Annotated in this window: 15 protein-coding genes; 11 read left to right on the top strand and 4 right to left on the bottom strand. The window is 66.7% G+C overall.

The window, feature by feature from the left end:
* Positions 1 to 3: 3 nt before the first annotated feature.
* A complete protein-coding gene (locus ACVDHE_RS08405) occupies positions 4 to 1023 on the bottom strand; it encodes an MBL fold metallo-hydrolase (protein ID WP_458884300.1) in 1020 nt (339 codons plus the stop codon).
* A 401-nt stretch (positions 1024 to 1424) separates the two neighbouring features.
* Between ACVDHE_RS08405 and ACVDHE_RS08400 the strand changes: the two genes are divergently transcribed.
* From ACVDHE_RS08400 to ACVDHE_RS08390, 3 genes are all read left to right on the top strand, one after another.
* Positions 1425 to 3500 carry an elongation factor G gene (locus ACVDHE_RS08400; RefSeq protein ID WP_458884299.1) on the top strand — a complete coding sequence of 692 codons (2076 nt, stop codon included), beginning with the start codon at positions 1425 to 1427 and terminating at the stop codon, positions 3498 to 3500.
* 257 nt (positions 3501 to 3757) lie between these two features.
* Positions 3758 to 3949: a DUF4177 domain-containing protein gene (locus ACVDHE_RS08395; protein WP_213037613.1), complete on the top strand. Its 192-nt coding sequence runs from the start codon at positions 3758 to 3760 to the stop codon at positions 3947 to 3949.
* Positions 3950 to 4077: 128 nt separating this feature from the next.
* Positions 4078 to 4644: an NADH peroxidase gene (locus ACVDHE_RS08390; RefSeq protein WP_325227013.1), complete on the top strand. Its 567-nt coding sequence runs from the start codon at positions 4078 to 4080 to the stop codon at positions 4642 to 4644.
* 86 nt (positions 4645 to 4730) lie between these two features.
* Here ACVDHE_RS08390 and ACVDHE_RS08385 read toward each other — a convergent pair whose 3' ends face one another.
* Genes ACVDHE_RS08385 through ACVDHE_RS08375 form a run of 3 tightly spaced genes read right to left on the bottom strand, consistent with a single transcriptional unit; the run spans position 4731 to position 7973 of the window.
* Positions 4731 to 5984 carry a zinc ribbon domain-containing protein gene (locus ACVDHE_RS08385; RefSeq protein WP_458884298.1) on the bottom strand — a complete coding sequence of 418 codons (1254 nt, stop codon included), beginning with the start codon at positions 5982 to 5984 and terminating at the stop codon, positions 4731 to 4733.
* 14 nt (positions 5985 to 5998) lie between these two features.
* Complete coding sequence (locus ACVDHE_RS08380) at positions 5999 to 7255, bottom strand: right-handed parallel beta-helix repeat-containing protein (RefSeq protein WP_325227010.1); 1257 nt, start codon at positions 7253 to 7255, stop codon at positions 5999 to 6001.
* Between the two features lies 1 nt (position 7256).
* Positions 7257 to 7973, bottom strand: coding sequence for a serine/threonine-protein kinase (locus ACVDHE_RS08375; protein ID WP_418724636.1), 717 nt, complete (start codon positions 7971 to 7973; stop codon positions 7257 to 7259).
* A gap of 100 nt (positions 7974 to 8073) precedes the next feature.
* Between ACVDHE_RS08375 and ACVDHE_RS08370 the strand changes: the two genes are divergently transcribed.
* The 8 genes from ACVDHE_RS08370 to ACVDHE_RS08335 all read left to right on the top strand — a co-directional run bounded on the left by ACVDHE_RS08370 (position 8074) and on the right by ACVDHE_RS08335 (position 17344).
* Complete coding sequence (locus tag ACVDHE_RS08370) at positions 8074 to 8499, top strand: helix-turn-helix domain-containing protein (protein ID WP_458884297.1); 426 nt, start codon at positions 8074 to 8076, stop codon at positions 8497 to 8499.
* 85 nt (positions 8500 to 8584) lie between these two features.
* A complete protein-coding gene (locus tag ACVDHE_RS08365; RefSeq protein ID WP_458884296.1) occupies positions 8585 to 11386 on the top strand; it encodes a leucine-rich repeat domain-containing protein in 2802 nt (933 codons plus the stop codon).
* A 28-nt stretch (positions 11387 to 11414) separates the two neighbouring features.
* Positions 11415 to 12221 carry an FHA domain-containing protein gene (locus ACVDHE_RS08360; RefSeq protein WP_458884295.1) on the top strand — a complete coding sequence of 269 codons (807 nt, stop codon included), beginning with the start codon at positions 11415 to 11417 and terminating at the stop codon, positions 12219 to 12221.
* Positions 12205 to 13038, top strand: a complete 834-nt coding sequence (locus ACVDHE_RS08355) for a PP2C family protein-serine/threonine phosphatase (protein WP_458884294.1) — start codon at positions 12205 to 12207, stop codon at positions 13036 to 13038. The genes ACVDHE_RS08360 and ACVDHE_RS08355 overlap by 17 nt, the downstream gene beginning before the upstream one ends.
* 20 nt (positions 13039 to 13058) lie before the next feature.
* A complete protein-coding gene (locus ACVDHE_RS08350) occupies positions 13059 to 14264 on the top strand; it encodes a trypsin-like peptidase domain-containing protein (protein WP_458884293.1) in 1206 nt (401 codons plus the stop codon).
* Positions 14265 to 14266: 2 nt separating this feature from the next.
* Positions 14267 to 14986, top strand: coding sequence for a PP2C family protein-serine/threonine phosphatase (locus ACVDHE_RS08345; protein WP_458884292.1), 720 nt, complete (start codon positions 14267 to 14269; stop codon positions 14984 to 14986).
* A 2-nt stretch (positions 14987 to 14988) separates the two neighbouring features.
* Positions 14989 to 16425, top strand: coding sequence for an FHA domain-containing protein (locus tag ACVDHE_RS08340; protein WP_458884291.1), 1437 nt, complete (start codon positions 14989 to 14991; stop codon positions 16423 to 16425).
* A gap of 205 nt (positions 16426 to 16630) precedes the next feature.
* Positions 16631 to 17344, top strand: coding sequence for a YoaK family protein (locus ACVDHE_RS08335; RefSeq protein WP_213037589.1), 714 nt, complete (start codon positions 16631 to 16633; stop codon positions 17342 to 17344).
* The last annotated feature ends 46 nt before the right edge of the window (positions 17345 to 17390 follow it).

The raw sequence follows: 17390 nt of genomic DNA, 5'->3' as shown, positions 1-17390 counted from the left end.
CCTTTATTTGAAGTAGGTCTCTTGGGTGATCCTGCCGCCGTCGGCGGCGAAATAGACGTCGTGTTCCCGCTCCGACCGCCGTTCCACCAGGCCCCGGACCTCCAGATAGTCCAGGTGGGACAGGGCCTCGCCCACGGCGAAGAACTTCTGGGTCACGGGGAAGTCCCCCCAGTCCCGGCAGCGGATGCTCCAGCGCATCTCGCCGGCGATGTCGTAGGCGGTGAGGCCCGGACGGCGGCGGACGATGTCCAGGGCGTTTTCCAGGCGGCGCAGGTGGTGGAGCCGCAGCTCCTCCGCCCGGGCGCGGAGATCCCCCGTCTCGGCCCGGTGGGCCGGCAGCAGCCGCTCCACCGGCAGCTCCTTCACCCGCTCCAGGCTCTTGAGATAGTCCCCCAGGGAGTCCCGCACGCCGCTCCAGCGGCAGATGTTGGGGGTGATGTGGAACAGCACGTGGTCCCCGCAGAACAGCCACCGCCGCTCCGGTTCGTACAGGCACAGGTGCCCCGGCGTATGGCCCGGGGTCAGGATGCACCGCAGCCGGCAGCCGCCGTACGTCAGCTCCGCCCCGTCGGCCAGGGCCGTGTACAAAGACGGGTCCCACTGCCCGGCGCCGGCGTTCTGGGCCGGATTGCCGCACCAGAGCAGGGCCGTCTCCTCCGGGGAAAAGCCGTTTCGCTCATACTCCCGGTACATCCGCCGCCACCGCTCCGGGCTCATGGCGTCCTCCAGCCCCGGCAGGTCCGTGCCGCTGATGAAGATGCGGCAGCCGGGCCGGATCAGCTCCGGGGCCAGGCCCGCGTGGTCGCTGTGGAGGTGGGTGAGGAAGATATCCGTCCGGTCCGGGTCCGCGCCGATCTCCTGAAGCTGGCGGGCCATGGCCTCCCGGCAGGGGTCCTGGCGGAAGCCGGTGTCGATCAGCAGGTTCCGCTCTCCCGTGAGCAGGTAGCTGTTGAGATTTTTCAGCGGGTTCCCCACCAGCGGGATGTCCAGGCGCCACAGGCCCGCTTCGATCTGTTCCGCCATGGTCTCCCCCCCTTCCGTATGGGGCCAGTATAGCAGTTTTCCCCCAGCCTGTCCAGTGACGCGCACTTGCCTGCGGAGGGGATATGCCGTGCGCCGGGTGCGATCCTGGCCCGGGCAGCCGCCGTCAGCTGCGGAGGCTGACCCTCCGCAAATCCCCTCCCCTTCGGCCGCAGGTTGGTTTGGACAGTCGCTTTTTCCGTGGGCGCCGGAGGCGATTTTCTCACGGGGTGACAAAATTTCGCCGGTGATTTTCTCCCTCCTGCCCAAAACGGGAAAGATGCCAAAATTTTTGTTGTATTGCCCCGGCAAACGTTGTATAATTTCTACATTAGGCATTCCCCCGCGCTTATGATCCGGCCCTCTGGGCCAGGAGGCAGCACAACATAAGGAGTGGAACGAACATGAGCTATTCTGTACAAAACATCCGCAACGTCTGTCTGCTGGGGCACAGCGGAAACGGCAAGACCGCCCTGGCGGAGAGCCTGCTGTATATGACCGGCGCCATCGACCGCATCGGCCGCGGCGCCGACGGCAATACCGTCTGCGACTACGATCCGGAGGAGACCAAGCGCCAGATCTCCATCTCCGCCGCTGTGGCGCCCCTGGAGTACAAGGGCTGCAAGATCAACCTGCTGGACACCCCGGGCGCCTTCGACTTCGCCGGCGAGGTCATGGAGTCCCTGCGGGCCGCCGACGCCGCCATCATCGTCTGCTCTGCCAAGGACGGCGTGTCCGTGGGTCTGGAGAAGGCGTGGAAGTACTGCGAGGAGCGGAATATGCCCCGCTTCATCTACATCTCCAAGACCGACGAGGACAACAGCGACTACAACGCCACCTTCGAGGCCCTGCGGGAGCGCTTCGGCAACAAGATCGCCCCGGTGGTGGTCCCCATCTGGGACGCCGACAAGAAGGTCACCGGCATCATCGACGTGCTGAACAAGCGCGCCTATGAGATGCAGAACCTCAAGCGGGTGGAAATCGAGATCCCCGAGGGCAAGGGCGAGGTCATTGAGGAGTTCAACAACGCCCTCAAGGAGTCCGTGGCCGAGACCAGCGAGGAGTTCATGGACAAGTTCTTCGGCGGCGAGGATTTCACCTACGCCGAGATGATCCAGGGCCTGCGCCAGGGCGTCCGGGAGCTGAGTCTGTTCCCCGTGCTGTGCGGCTCCGCCGTCAACTGCATGGGCTCTTTGATGCTGCTGGACAACATCGTGGACCTGCTGCCCAACCCCATGGAGGGCAACTATCATAAAGCTACCAAGGCCGACGGCGAGACCGAGGAGTTCGTGGTCTCCCCCGGCGGCGTGCCCACCGCCTTCGTCTTTAAGACCGTCTCCGACCAGTACGGCAAGTACTCCTTCGTGAAGGTGCTCTCCGGCTCCATCACGCCGGATATGCCCATGGTCAACGCCCGCACCGGGTCCTCCGAGAAGCTGGGCCGGCTGTACGCCATGCGGGGCAAGAAGGCCACCGAGGTCAAGGAGCTGGTCTGCGGCGACATCGGCGCCATCGGCAAGATGGACAAGGTCAAGACCGGTGACACCCTGTGCGACGCCCGTAAGGTCGTGGCCCTCAAGCAGATCCCCTTCGCCGAGCCCTGCTACTCCGTGGCCATCGTGCCCAAGACCCGGGGCCAGGAGGACAAGATCGCCCAGGGCCTTGCCCGCCTCAACGAGGAGGATCCCACCTTCACCGTCTCCAACAACGCCGAGACCCACCAGATGGTCCTCTCCGGCTCCGGCGACATGCAGATCGACGTGCTGGTCAGCAAGCTCAAGAGCCGCTTCAACGTGGAGGCCGAGCTCAAGCCCACCCGCGTGCCCTACCGCGAGAAGATCCGCAAGACCGTCCAGAAGCAGGGCCGTCACAAGAAGCAGACCGGCGGCTCCGGCCAGTTCGGCGACGTGTGGATCCGCTTCGAGCCCCAGGCCGAGCAGGACGACATGATCTTCGCCGAGGAGGTCTTCGGCGGCTCCGTGCCCAAGAACTTCTTCCCCGCCGTGGAAAAGGGCCTGCGGGAGGCCTGCGCCCACGGTCCCCTGGCCGGCTATCCGGTGGTGAACCTGAAGGCCGTGCTGTACGACGGCTCCTATCACCCGGTGGACTCCTCTGAAATCGCCTTCAAGACCGCGGCCCAGCTGGCCTACAAGGCCGCCATGCCCGAGGCCAACCCCGTGCTGCTGGAGCCCGTGGGCGAGCTGAAGGTCACCGTGCCCGACAGCTACATGGGCGACGTCATCGGCGACCTGAACAAGCGGCGCGGCCGTGTCATGGGCATGGATCCCACCGGCGACGGCGAGCAGGTCATCACCGCCGAGGTCCCCATGGCCGAGATGGGCAGCTATGCCATCGACCTGCGGTCCATGACCCAGAGCCGCGGCAGCTTCGTGTTCCACTTCGTCCGCTACGAGGACTGCCCGCCCGCCGCCCAGGAGAAGGCCATCGCTGAGGCCAAGGCCCTGGCGGAGGAGCAGTAACCGAAAACCGCGCCGCCGGCGTCTTCTCGCCGGAAGTCCGGCGTACAAGCATTTTGCCGGAGGCAAACTCTTGAGATCGGCCGAATTCATTTCGGACGATCTGGGTCCAATGCGGGGTCCCCGCAGGGCGCGGAGCGCCCGATGGGGCAAGGCCGTCGCTGAGGCAAGGCCCTGGCGGAGGAGCAGTAACTTCATTCAAAACGCGCCAAAACGGCGGGACCCCCGGGTCCCGCCGTTTTCCGAAGGGAGGAAAGTGAATGTACGAGTACAAATATCTGCCAGTGGAGACCGGCGGCGGATTTCTCTCCGGCTCCCGGGAGCACCGGGAGCTGATCGACCGGTACGCCGCCGAGGGGTGGCGGTACGTGGGCTTCTTTCCGGTGGCCTTCACCGGCCACGGCGGCATCAGCAATGTGGACCTGATCTTTGAGCGGGAAAAAACCACATAAAATTTTTGCGCCTGTTGCATAAGCAACTTCAAATATTCGAATATCCTGTTATACTGTGACCATCCCAAGCGCAATGAATGATTCAAAGAACATAAAACAATAAGGAATATGTTGAGGAGGAAATTACTATGAAGAAGTGGGTCTGCTCTGTTTGCGGTTATGTGTTTGAGGGTGCCAATCCCCCCGAGAAGTGCCCCCAGTGCGGCGTTCCCGCCTCCAAGTTCACCGAGCAGAAGGGTGAGATGAGCTGGGCTGCCGAGCACGTCGTGGGCGTGGGCAAGTCCTTCGGCGAGGGTGTCCCCGCTGAGGTCCAGAAGGAGATCATCGACGGTCTGAACGCCAACTTCATGGGCGAGTGCACCGAGGTCGGCATGTACCTGGCCATGGCCCGCGTGGCCCATCGCGAGGGCTATCCCGAGATCGGCCTGTACTGGGAGAAGGCCGCCTACGAGGAGGCCGAGCACGCCTCCAAGTTTGCCGAGCTGCTGGGCGACGTGGTGACCACCTCCACCAAGAAGAACCTGGAGATGCGCGTCGAGGCCGAGAACGGCGCTACCGCCGGCAAGTTCGAGCTGGCCAAGCTGGCTAAGCAGTACAACCTGGATGCCATCCACGACACCGTGCATGAGATGGCCCGCGACGAGGCCCGCCACGGCAAGGCCTTTGAGGGCCTGCTGAAGCGTTACTTCGGCTAAGAGATCGATCCCCCCTTTCAATCATAAAGAGCGCGCCTCCGGCCACCGGCCGGGGGCGCGCTCTTTATGCGTTCAGAGGCTGCCGCTCAGGAAAATACCGCCTGGGAGAGGTCCAGGCTGTGATCGCAGCGGTTGTCGATATCGGTACCGTTTCCGGCGAACACCGAGCCCACGAAATCCAGGGTCATGTCCGTGGGCACACTCTCCAGCAGCACGGCGGTGCCGTTGTTCTCGAAGCGGTTGTCGTTGTACAGGGAGTGATTGGCGCTCTGGCCGGTGCTGTTGAAGTGGAAGCCCACCTGATTGTCCGCCAGATGGCAGCCGATCACGTTGACCCAGGCGTAGCCGTAACCCAGCACGGCGGTCTTCCAGCCGGTGAAGGTGCAGTCCGTGGCCCGGCCGCTGACGGAGAAGGACAACCCCACACCGGAGCCGTCCCCCACAAAGTCGATGTCGTAGAAGAAATTCAGCCAGTAGGCCTGCTCCGTAGCCACGTGGACGGTGTCGGTGAACACCGTGCGGCCGGTCCCGTCGGTGCAGCCGTGGAACTCATAGGAGCGGCCGGTCAGCTCCAGCTTCCCGGTGTAGGTGACCGGGGGCAGGCAGACCAGCACCTCGTCCAGCCGGTCCGTCTCCGCCTCGATCCGGTCCAGCAGGGTCCGCAGCTGTTCCAGGGTCTCCATGGGGTAGTCGTGGTAGTCGTAGACGTAGGTGTTGATAAGCGTCACGTGCATGGTCTGCCGGACCCGGATCACGTCCCCGTTGGTCAGCTCCAGGACCCACACCACCTGGGGCTCCCCGCAGTCCCCGGTGAAGTCCAGGGTGGAGACCATGGCGGCGTCCGGAGAGTAGTCGTCCCGGACTGTGGGGGCCTCCGCGGTCAGCTCCGAGGCGCCCCGGGCGTCCTGTTCCACCTCCACCCGGAAGCTCTCCACCCGGGCGGAGAACTCGTCCCAGGCGTCGGCGCCGGTGTCCTTGTAGTTGACATACAGCCGGGAGGGCCAGCGGGTGGTCTCCTCCGCCCGCCCGTTCTGGTAGATGTCCGGCGCCGGGGCGCAGCGGTCGTTGGGCCAGGCCACCAGCACCTGATAGGCGGTGTCTCCGTCGGTGTAGATCACCTCGCCCACCCCGTCGTAGACCTGAGGCGCACGGGCCTGGAGCGCCCAGTATACGCCCCCGGCGATCAGCGCCGCCAGGACCAGCAGGCCCAGCAGGCGCTTTTTCCGCAGGGGCGCCGGGGGCTTCGCCGTCCTGCGGGGATGGATGTCCCGGGCGCAGCGGGGGCAGAAGGAGGCCTCCTCCGGCAGAGGGGCCCCACAGTGGGGACAGATGCGTTCCAAATCCGGTCTCCTCCTTACTCAAAGACGGCCTGGGCGATCTCCAGCGAATGGCCGCAGCGGTTGTCGATGTCGGTGCCGTTGCCGGTGAACCGGCAGCCCTGGAAATTCAGCGTCTCCTCTGTGGGCACCCGCTCCAGCAGCACAGCGGTGCCGTTGTGTTCAAAGAGATTGTCGTTGTACAGGGTGTGGGTGGCGTATTTGCCGGCACTGTTGAAGTGGAACCCCACGCCGTTGCCCGTGAAGCGGCAGCCGATCACGTTGACCCACACGTCCCCGTAGCCCAGGACGCCGGTTTTCCAGTTGGTGAAGGCGCAGTTCTCCGCCCAGAAGCGGGACGAGGCGGACACGCCCACGCCGCTGCCGTCCCCGGTGAAGTCCAGGTCGTGAAAGTAGCAGATGGGCCCGTCCGGGGCGGCCACCCGGACGGTGCCGGTGAAGGCGGTGCGGCGGCCGGAGGCGTCGGCGGAGCCGAAGAGGTTCACGGGCCGGTCCCCGATGGTGAGGCCGCCCTGGTAGGTGACGGCGGGCAGGTGGAGGTTCACCACGGCGGGCAGAGGGACCTCCTCTGCGATCCGGTCCACCAGGGCCTGGAGGTCCTCCGCCGTGTCCATGGGGGCGTCCTCCGGGCCGAAGTCATAGGTCTCCACCAGTTCCGCCGCGATCTTCTGCCGCAGGCGGATGGTGTCCCCGTTTTCCATGCGGAGGGTCCACACCAGCTCCGCCGGGGCGCTGCGGCCGGCGAAATCCACCAGGGAGACCAGGGCGGAATCCGGGGAGAAATCCCGGTACTCCGGCTGGGAGCAGACCATGGGCGAAGGGCTGTCCTCCGGCTGGAGCAGCTCGGCGGAGGCCCACTCCACCTTCTGCAAGAAGATCTGCCCGGCGTTGGCACCGGTGTCCACATGGTTGATGAACAGGCGGGAGGGCATCCGGTATTCCCCGTCCGCCTCCGCCTGCTCCGTGATCTCCGGCTGGGGCGTGAAGCGCTCGTTCTGAAAGGTCACCAGCAGCTGATAGGTGCCATCGGCGTCGGTGTAGGTCACCTGGCCGTAGGCGTCGAATGTACGGGGAGCCAGGCAGCGCCAGCCCGCCAGCATGGCCGCCGCCAGCACCGCCAGGATCACGGCAGGCCGCAGGAGCCGCCGCCACCGCCGGAGGGGCGGCGCCATGGTCCTGCGGGGCCGGAGGCTTTGGGCGCAGTGGGGACAGAAGGCGGCGGCCCGGGGCAGAGGCGACCCGCAGTAGGGGCAGGATTTTGAGGTCTGATCCATGTCACAGCGCCTCCATCAGCCGCAGCACGTTCTGATAGCGCTGCTGGGGATTGACGTGGGTGCACCGGTCCACCACCCGGCCCAGCCGCCCCTCCGCCAGCTTCCGGGAGGGGTGCTGGCCGGTGAGCATCACATTGATGAGGATACCCACGGAATAGATGTCCGCCCGGGGGTCGGACTGGGACAGGCCGTACTGCTCCGGGGCGGCGAAGCCGGTGGTGCCCAGGATCTGGGTGTCGGCGCTGAGGGCGGGCTTGTGGAGCCGGGCGGCGTCGAAGTCGATCAGCACGGCCTCATCCCCCCGCAGGAGGATGTTCTCCGGCTTCACGTCCCGGTGGACGGCGCCCAGGGAGTGGAGCACCCACAATGCCCGGCAGACCTGGAGGACGATCTTCCGGGTCTGCTCCGGGGTGAACAGGCCGCCCTGCAACAAAAAGCCCAGGGTGTCCCCCTGGATGTACTCCTCCAGCACGGCGGTCTCGCCCTCGCCCTCCGCCACCTCGTAGATCATAGGAAGATTGGAGCAGGCGCAGTCCAGCAGCTTCCGGTAGACCTCCCCGCTGCCGGTAAAGCGGCGGAGGACAAAGCGCCGCCCCGTGGCACGGTGGCGCAGCAGCCGCACGCTGCCACGGGGACCCTCCTTGAGCAGGCACACCTCGTCGTATTCGGTTTTCAGAATGTCCAACAGCCAGGTGTAGATGGGAAATCCCTCCCCCAAACCGCGGATACTATGCAGAGAGCATATTGTATCGCCTTATAAAACGTTGTAAATTTAGTATATACAATTTCACTTTGGAAGTAAAGAGGGGGGAAAAAGTGTGGAGGAGAAGAGTACAGGGGAACTGATCCAGGAGCTGATGAGCGAGTCGGAGATCGACGCCTATCTGACGGAAAACCAGCCGTTTTTTGCCGATCAGAGCGTCTCCGAGCTGCTCCAGGCGCTCTACGAGAAGAAGTCCCTGTCCAAAGCGGCCCTGGCCCGGAAGGCGGGCACGAGCGAGGTGTACCTCCACCAGGTGTTCTCCGGCCGGCGCAAGCCCTCCCGGGACCGGCTGCTGTGCCTGTGCATCGGCCTGGGCGCCACGCTGGAGGAGACCCAGCGGCTGCTTCAGCAGGCCTCCTACGCCCAGCTCTATCCCCGGAGCCGGCGGGACGCCATCATCAGCCACGGGCTCCTGCACGGAACGGAGCTCAACGCCATCAACGATATGCTCTTTGCCCAGGGAGAGGGGACGCTGTTCTAGGCGGCGCCTCTGGAGAAAGCACCTGAATACGCCGGGGGCGGGAGCGATCCCGCCCCCCAACAACTGCGGATGGGAGAAATGCATCATGCCGACCAGTGTATCCACCCTTTGCTACAACTGCTTCCAGGAGCGGCCGGAGGGCGGGGGTCCCTGCCCCCACTGCGGCTTTGACCTGGCGGAAAACGAGAAGAAATTCCCCACGGCCCTCCGGGCCGGGACAGTGCTGGGCGGCCGCTACATCGTGGGCCGGGTGCTGGGCCAGGGCGGCTTCGGCATCACCTACCTGGCCCTGGACACCCAGCTGGGCGCCAAGGTGGCCGTGAAGGAGTTCATGCCCAGCGAGCTGGCCACCCGTGTGGACGGGACCACCGTCTCCGTCCTGGCCGAGAGCAAGACCGAGGCCTTCACCTACGGCGCGGAGCGCTTTCTGGAGGAGGCCCGGACCCTGGCCAAGTTCATCGGCCACCCCAACATCGCCGGCGTCACCAGCTACTTCGACGAGAACGACACGTCGTACTTCGTCATGGACTACATCGAGGGCATCTCCTTCAAGACCTATATCGCGGGCCACGGCGGCAAGGTCAGCGTGGAGGAGGCGCTCAACGTGATGATCCCCGTCCTCCAGGCCCTGACGGCGGTCCACGCCGAGGGCTTCATCCACCGGGACGTGACCCCGGACAACATCTACATCACCAAAGACGGTATGGTCAAGCTCCTGGACTTCGGCTCCGCCCGGTACTCCATCGGCGACAAGTCCAAGAGCCTGGACGTGATTTTGAAGGTGGGCTACGCCCCCAAGGAGCAGTACATCCGGAGAAGCCGCCAGGGACCCTACACGGACGTGTACTCCTGCGCGGCCTGCTTCTACGCGGCCATCACCGGGTATCTCCCGCCGGAGAGCCTGGAGCGGCTGGACAAGGACGAGCTGGTGCCCATCTCGCAGCTCGGCATCGAGATCCCGGAGTATCTGGACAAGGCCATCCTCAAGGGCCTGGCGGTCCAGCCGGAGGACCGGTTCCAGAGCGCGGCGGAGTTTCTGGAGGCCATTGAGAGCCAGCGGGTGGTGGACCTGCCCGGCGCGGCCCCGGCGGCGCCCACCGCCGGCAGCCAGCTGGATGAACTGATCGGGAAGGTGAAGAAGCGGCCCAAATTCTTCGGCGCCATCGCCGCGGCGGTGCTGGCGCTGGTGATCGCCTCCAGCTTCCTGGGCGGCGGCAGCGGCGGAGACGGAGGCGGAGGCAGTCCCCTCAAAAAGTCCGCGGTGCCCTCCATCACCATCCAGGGCCAGACATACAGCACCGACGAGCGGCGGCTGGAGCTGGAGAACATGGGCCTGACGGACAGCGATATCCAGGATCTCCGGTACATGATCAACCTGACCTATCTGAGCCTGGAGGGCAACGAGATCACGGACCTGACCCCCCTGGAGCCGCTGACGGAGCTGAACAGCCTGCGCCTGGGGAGCAACGACATCACCGACGTCTCGCCCCTGGCAGGCCTGGAGAAGCTGGAGTACATCGACCTGCGGGAAAACCCCAACCTGACGGATCTGAGCCCCCTGTCGGGCCTGACCAACCTGACGGAGTTCAACTACTACGGTTCCCCGGTGGAGGACCTGTCCTTCATGTCCGGCTGGACCAAGCTGGAGTACCTCCAGCTGAACGATGTGGGCGAGGCGGACCTGAGCGTGCTGTCGGGCCTTGTCAACGTGAAGAACCTGAACTTCAACGGCAGCAACAACTACATCTCCGACCTTTCCTTCATGGAAAATATGACCAAGCTCCAGGAGGTCTATATCTGGGGCGATTTTGAGGATCTGGACCTGACGCCGCTGAAAAACCTGACGGGCCTGACCCGCCTGGAGATCGGGCGCAACAACGGCACTTCCGGCGCCAACGGCGTCACCCATCTGGAGGCCCTGTCCGGCATGACCAAGCTCCAGGAGCTGCGGCTGAATGTCAGCGGCATCACCAGCCTGGCCCCCCTGGCGGGCATGACGGAGCTGCGGACGCTGAATCTGGACGACTACAACAGCAGCGGTTACTACTCCCTGTCGGATATCAGCGCCCTGGCGGGCATGACGAAGCTGACGCAGCTGTACCTGAACGTGGGCAACGTGACCGACCTGAGCGTGCTGTCGGGCCTGACGAAGCTGCAAAATCTGAACCTCTCCGGAAACTACTATGTGGAGGACCTGAGCTTCCTCTCCGGCCTGACGGATCTGCGGGAGCTGCGGCTGAGCGGCAGCGACTCCGGCATTTCCTCCCTGAAGGGCGTGGAGGGTCTGACGAAGCTGCAGTCCCTGTCCGTGCGGACCGAGGGGCTGAAGAGCCTCCAGGGCCTGGAGAACCTGACGGAGCTGCGGGAGCTGCAGCTCTACGGCTCTGGCGCTATGTATACCGACGTGACGCCTCTGACCAACCTGACCAAGCTGCAGTCCCTGGACCTGCCCAGCCGGGACTATGATTTCAAGACGCCGATCAACATCGAGGGCCTCGCGGGACTGACGCAGCTGCAATCCCTGGATGTGGACGGTCCGGTGGAGAGCCTGGCGCCCCTGAAGGGCCTGACGGGACTCAAGACCCTGCGCTATTACGGCAACAACGACTATGACGACCCGGGCATTTCCCTGGCCCCCCTGAGCAGCCTCACGGGGCTGACGGAGCTGTACATCAACGGCAATGTCTTCAACAACGACCTCTCCGCCCTGGCGAGCCTGACGGAGCTGCAGACCCTGACGCTGTATATCGGCAATTACGACCATCCCGTCCGGGACATCAGCGCCCTGTCGAACCTGACGAACCTCAAGAGCTTTACCCTGAACAACAGTGCCGATAATCTGGACACCTCCCCGGTGTCCCATGTGACCAACGTGGATATCAGCTGACCCATCAGAGATAGGAGGAGGGAACCCCATGGCACAGATCGAATGCGGGCGGGGACATCTCTATGACCCGGATAAGTACCCCACCTGCCCCTACTGTAAGACCAACCAGCAGATCACCGTGGCCGCGGCGGGCCGCACCGCCCCGGTCCGGACCACCGCCGTCAATCCCACGGCCCCGGTGCCGGTGACGGCGCCCCAGCCCACGGCGCCGCTGTCCCGGACGCCGGTGACGGCGCCCCAGAAAACCCAGCCGCCCAAGGGCTACACTCCGGTCACGGATGACAGCCGGACCCAGCCGCCCCGGGGCTACGCCCCCACGCCGGTGACGGCCCCCTCCAAGACCATGCCCCCCAGGGGCTACGCGCCTCAGCCTGCGCCGGAGCCCACGGCGCCGCCCAGGGGCCTGGGCGTCAGCGTGGCCCAGGCGGGCAAGACCGTGGCCATGATGCAGCAGGAGATGGGCTTCGACCCGGTGGTGGGGTGGCTCGTCTGCGTGGAGGGCCCCAGCCGGGGCAAGAGCTACACCGTCCGGGGCGGCATCAACGCCATCGGCCGCAGCGAGCGCATGGACATCACCGTCACCGGGGACATGACCATCTCGGCGGAGAACCACGCCCGCATCAGTTACAGCGACCGCAACAACCGCTTCAACCTCATCCCCGGCGAGGGGCGCAACATCGTCTATCTCAACGGGGAGGAGCTGTTCTCCCCCATGCCGCTGAAGGCCTACGACCTCATCGACTTCGGCCAGACCAAGCTGCTGTTCGTCCCGCTGTGCGGCGAGCAGTTCCGCTGGGAGGACAAAGAGGGGGACCGCCATGGGTCTGCTACATAACCTGCTGGGCCGCTCCCGGCGGGTCACCGAGCCCTCCGTCACCCGGGAATTGCCCCGGGAGCCGGGCGAGCTGACGGTGGAGGTGGGCAACATCCAGGGCGTGGGCCGGCGGGAACGGCAGGAGGACTCCTTCGCCGTGGTGAACGCGGCCAGCCCCGACCTGCGCCGCAGCCAGGGCCTCCTGGCCGTGGTGGCCGACGGCATGGGCGGCATGGCCGACGGCAAGGAGGCCAGCCAGAGCGCCGTGGAGGACCTGCTGGCCCGGTTCCGGGACTGCGGCCCCGACACGGACATCCCCGCCTGGCTGGCAGAGAGCGTTCACGCCGTCAGCCGGGAGGTGTTCCGTCGCTTCTCCGGCGCCAGCGGCACCACCTTGGCAGCGGTCCATCTGCGGGGCAGCGCCCTGCACTGGGTCAGCGTGGGAGACAGCGCCATCTTCCTCCTGCGGGACGGGGGCGTGTTCCAGCTCAACCGGGAGCACACCTTCCTCAATACCCTCTACGCCCGGGAACTGGAGCAGGACGTCATCTGCCGGGAGCGGGCGGAGCAGGACGAGGACGCCCACCGGCTGACCTCCTTCGTGGGCATCGACCGCCTGGAGGAGGTGGACCGCAGCCTGCGGCCCCTGGCGCTGCTGCCCGGCGATGCGCTGCTGCTGTGCTCCGACGGCGTCAGCGGCGTGCTGACCCCTCCGGAGCTGATGGAGGCCATGGCCCTGCGGCCGGAGGAGGGCTGCGCCCTGCTGGAGCAGATGGTGCTGGAAAAGGACCTCCCCGCCCAGGACAACTTCACCGGGATCCTGATTTCCTGCAAATAAAACGATTTGGAGTGTGTGGTATGAGAAAACTTCGTCATCTTGCGGCCCTGGTGCTGGCCGCCGTCCTGGCGCTGGCGTGCGCGGCCCCGGCCAGCGCCGCCTTCGATCAGAACACCCTCAACGGCATCGTCATGATCCGCACCGGCGCCCCCGACGACGACGGCACCATGAACTACTGGCAGGGCACCGGCTTCTTCGTGGGCCCTCAGGGGGAGGATCCCCAGTACATCGTCACCAACTGCCACGTGGTGGAGGAGTTCATCCTGGCGGGCAAGGCCCTGGGCGGCGGCGAGCTCTATGCCGTCTTTGACAAGGACAGCGAGCAGGAGGCCTATCTGGTGGACTACGACGCCGAGAAGGACGTGGCCCTGCTGAAGCTGGAGAAGGCCACGGACCTGCGGGAGCCGCTGCTGCTGCGGGAGCCCGAGGAGGCCATGCTGGGCAGCGAGGTCTACGCCGTGGGCTATCCCCTGGCGGCAGACATCACCATCCAGGCCGTCACCTCCTTCAGCAAGGACGACGCCACCGTCACCACCGGCAGCGTCAGCCGCTTCCTCACCGAGAGCGGCACCGGCCGCCGCCTGATCCAGACCGACACCGCCATGAGCGGCGGCAACTCCGGCGGCCCCCTGGTGGACGGCAGCGGCGCGGTGCTGGGCATCAACACCGCCGCGTCCAACCTGGACCAGAACCTGTTCTACGCCGTGAGCATCAGCGAGATCCTGCCCATCCTGGACCGCAACAGCATCCCCTACGCCCTCTATGAGGCCGACACCGGCTCCAACCTGGCCCTCTACGGCGGCATCGCCGCGGCCGTGGTGGTGATCGCCGTGGTCCTGGTGCTGGTGCTGCGGAAGAAGAAGGCTCCCGCCCCGGCGGCGGAGGAGCCCAAGGAGGCCCAGGGCACCCCCGTGCTGCGGTCCACCGCTCCCCAGCACGCCGGACAGGTGGTCCAGCTCCACCAGCAGCCGGTCCAGATCGGCCGGGACACCGCCGTGTGCCGCCTGGTCTATCAGGAGGGCACCCCCGGCGTCAGCGCCCGCCACTGCCAGATCTACTTTGACCGGCGGGAGGGCGTGTTCGTGGTCACGGACCTGGGCTCCACCTACGGCACCTTCCTGGCCGACGGCCAGCGCCTGACCCCGGACACCCCGGTGAAGCTGCCGCCCAAGAGCGCCATCTACCTGGGCGAGGCGGCCAACACCGTGTGCCTGGAAGTGGAGTGAGTATGACGATCACCGCCTATTCCTATACCAACCAGGGCGGCCGGGCCCACAATGAGGACAGCCTCCGCCTGGGCCACGGCGACGGCCGGGAGGTGTTCGTCCTGGCCGACGGTCTGGGCGGACACGGCCGGGGGGAGGTGGCCTCCGCCCTGGCGGCGGAGGCGGTCTGCCGGGCCTGCCTGTCCGCCGGCGAGGCCGGGGAGGCCGCCCTGCGGGAGGCCTTTGTCCGGGCCAACGGGGACATCCTGGAGGGGCAGAAGCTCCCCGGCCAGGAGGAGATGCGCACCACCGCCGCGGCGCTGTGGCTGGAGGGGGGCACCGCCCTCTGGGGCCACATCGGCGACTCCCGGCTCTACCGGGTGGCAGAGGGGGGGTGCACCCAGCTGACCGCGGACCACTCCGTCACCTACCGCAAGTTCCTGGGGGGCGAGATCTCCCGGATGGACGTCTACCACGACGACGACCGCTCCAGTTTGCTGCGGGTGCTGGGCCGGGAGACCTGTTCCCCGGAGACCGCCTCGGCGCCCCTGGCGCCGGGCCAGGCCTTTTTGCTGTGCTCCGACGGCTTTTGGGAGTATGTGTACCGGGAGGAGATCCTGGCGGACTGCCTGAAGGCGCAGACCCCGGAGCAGTGGGCCCGGCTGATGCTGCTGCGGCACATCCGCCGCACCCCGCCGGGCAACGACAACTTTTCCCTCATCACCGTATTTGTGGAGGAATGACCATGAGACGACTGCTTGGGGCCCTGGCGGCCTGCGCCGCGGCGGGGCTGCTGTGCGTAAACGCCCTGGCGGCGGAGGGCGCGGAGATCGTCCGGGCCTTCGTGCAGGACAGCACCCTGTATACCTACGTGGAGCTGGCGGAGACCGACCGGCCCGTCACCCAGGCCCGGGCCGGGATCGGCGGCCAGACCTTCTCCGCCGCCCACGCCCTGGAGACGGTGCGCCAGGCCGGGTCCCCCGTGACCTATCTGCTGCTGGTGGACAACTCCACATCCATGCCGCCTTTCCGGGAGGAGCTGGCGGCCTACGCCGGGGCTCTGGCCGCCCAGGGGGGCGAGCACACCCGCTACCTCCTGGCCACCTTCGGCGACGCCGTCTCCCTGTCGGCGGAGGAGATCCCGGCGGAGGACCTGGCGGAGGCCATGGAGGCCCTGCCCTTTGACGAGGACGTCACCCGCCTCCACAGCTGCATTGACCAGGCTCTGGACGCCTTCGAGGCCATCCCCCGGGAGGGCAGTGAGCTGCGGTGCATGGTGGTGCTGTCCGACGCCGTCCAGTACGACCCGGCGGGCGGCGTCTCCCACGAGGACCTGCTGGAGCGGCTGAGCGGCTCGGACGTGATGCTCCACGCCGTGGGCGTGGGCGGAGACAGCGGGGCCATCGAGTCCCTGGGCCTGCTGGCGGAGGCCTCCGGCGGCACCAGCTGCGCGGCGGCGGATCCCGCCGCCGCGGCGGAGGCCGCGGAGCAGCTGGCCGCCCTCAACGGCGCCATGCTGGTCACCGGCTTCGACCTGACCGGCTGCACCGCCTCCGGCGCGGACCAGCCCCTCACCGTCACCTTCGCCTCCGGCGGCGAGCTGCTGTGCCGGGCGGAGAGCACCGTGGACCTGCCGGAGCAGGCGGAGACGGCGGACGACCAGACGGAGCCGCCGGTCCAGCTGCCGCCCTCCGGGAACACCGGCGCGGCGGCCCAGGCCGCCCCGGCGGAGGAGCCGGACGGCGGCCCCGCCGTGCCGCCCCTGGTGTGGATCATCGGGGGAGCCGCAGTGCTGGCGGCGGCCCTGGCCGCGGTGCTGCTGCGGAAAAAGAAACAGCCCGCCGCCCCGGCGGCCCCGGCCGCGCCTCCGGCTCCGGAGGCGGCGGGGATCTTCCTGCGGGTGGAGACGGTCTGCGGCACCCTGGCCGGGGACAGCCCGGAATACACCCTGGTCCGGGAGCTGACCGTGGGCCGGGACGGCACCTGCGACATCGTCTTTGACGACCCCTCCGTCTCCCGGCGGCACGCCCGGGTGTTCCTGGCGGAGGACACCGTGTACCTGGAGGACCTGGGGTCCCAGAACGGCACCCGGGTCAACGGCACGGCCATCTCCATGCCCTGCGCCCTGCGCAGCGGGGACACCCTGACCACCGGCGAGGTGGTCTGGAAGCTGAAGTTCTGAGCGCCTTCTCCGGCGCCTCCGGCCCCTCGTGGGGCTGGCGCGGGAGGCGGACACACTGTCGGGGGATCTTTCGGGAGGGGACCGCAATGCGGTCCCCTCCCTTTTCCCTCCAGCGGGCAGGTTTTTCTTGAATCCGGCCGAAGGCCGTACTATCATGGAGAAAAACGCCGCAAAAGACCGGTGCGGCGGATCGGGAGGGACCGGGATGCTTCATTTGCGCAAACGGGACGGCACGGACTATCCGGAGAGCCAGCGGTGGTGGATCTTCACCATCCTGATGTTTGTGGGCGGCTACTTCGGCGCCTTTACCTACACCATCCGGGGCGGCGTGTTCTGCAACGCCCAGACCGCCAACTTCGTGCTGTTCGCCATGGCGGCCGGCGACGCCCACTGGGGAAAGGCCCTGTACTATCTGATCCCCATGAGCGCCTATTTCCTGGGCGCCTTTTTGTCGGAGGCCGCCCGGACCTCCGACCGCTGGCGCCTGCCCACCCAGTGGGAGACGGTGCTGGTGGCCGTGGAGATGGCAGCTGTGTTCGTCCTGGGTCTGCTGCCGGAGACGGCGCCCTTCCAGATCTCCCAGGTGGCCATCAACTTCATCTGCTCCATGCAGTACAACACCTTCCGGGCGGCGGAGGGCGTTCCTATGGCCACCACCTTCTGCACCAACCACCTGCGCCAGACCGGCATCGCCTGCTGCATGGCCCTGCGGACCCGGGAGCGGCAGTACGTCCGGCGGAGCCTGTGCCACCTGGGGATGCTGGCGGTGTTCGTGCTGGGCGGCGTGCTGTCCACCGTGCTGTGCCGCCGGATCCAGGGCAAGGCCATCTGGGTGGCCCTGATCCCCCTGGCCTGGGTGCTGGCGGATCTGCTGTGGGCGGATCTGAAAACGGAGAGCGGTGCGCCGGGAGCCCTGTGATCCCAGGGAGTTGGAGGAAGTCTGCGCTCCGCAGAGTCCGCTTCCG

The sequence above is a fragment of the Dysosmobacter sp. Phy genome (assembly GCF_054476235.1).
The sequence above is the reverse complement of the archived record's forward strand: the minus strand, read 5'-3'. Positions and strand labels throughout refer to the sequence as shown.

Coding starts and splice junctions, on each gene's coding strand:
- ACVDHE_RS08405 (WP_458884300.1), bottom strand. CDS start 1,023: ATGGCGGAACAGATCGAAGCGGGCCTGTGGCGCCTGGACATCCCGCTG.
- ACVDHE_RS08400 (WP_458884299.1), top strand. CDS start 1,425: ATGAGCTATTCTGTACAAAACATCCGCAACGTCTGTCTGCTGGGGCAC.
- ACVDHE_RS08395 (WP_213037613.1), top strand. CDS start 3,758: ATGTACGAGTACAAATATCTGCCAGTGGAGACCGGCGGCGGATTTCTC.
- ACVDHE_RS08390 (WP_325227013.1), top strand. CDS start 4,078: ATGAAGAAGTGGGTCTGCTCTGTTTGCGGTTATGTGTTTGAGGGTGCC.
- ACVDHE_RS08380 (WP_325227010.1), bottom strand. CDS start 7,255: ATGGATCAGACCTCAAAATCCTGCCCCTACTGCGGGTCGCCTCTGCCC.
- ACVDHE_RS08365 (WP_458884296.1), top strand. CDS start 8,585: ATGCCGACCAGTGTATCCACCCTTTGCTACAACTGCTTCCAGGAGCGG.
- ACVDHE_RS08360 (WP_458884295.1), top strand. CDS start 11,415: ATGGCACAGATCGAATGCGGGCGGGGACATCTCTATGACCCGGATAAG.
- ACVDHE_RS08355 (WP_458884294.1), top strand. CDS start 12,205: ATGGGTCTGCTACATAACCTGCTGGGCCGCTCCCGGCGGGTCACCGAG.
- ACVDHE_RS08350 (WP_458884293.1), top strand. CDS start 13,059: ATGAGAAAACTTCGTCATCTTGCGGCCCTGGTGCTGGCCGCCGTCCTG.
- ACVDHE_RS08345 (WP_458884292.1), top strand. CDS start 14,267: ATGACGATCACCGCCTATTCCTATACCAACCAGGGCGGCCGGGCCCAC.
- ACVDHE_RS08340 (WP_458884291.1), top strand. CDS start 14,989: ATGAGACGACTGCTTGGGGCCCTGGCGGCCTGCGCCGCGGCGGGGCTG.
- ACVDHE_RS08335 (WP_213037589.1), top strand. CDS start 16,631: ATGCTTCATTTGCGCAAACGGGACGGCACGGACTATCCGGAGAGCCAG.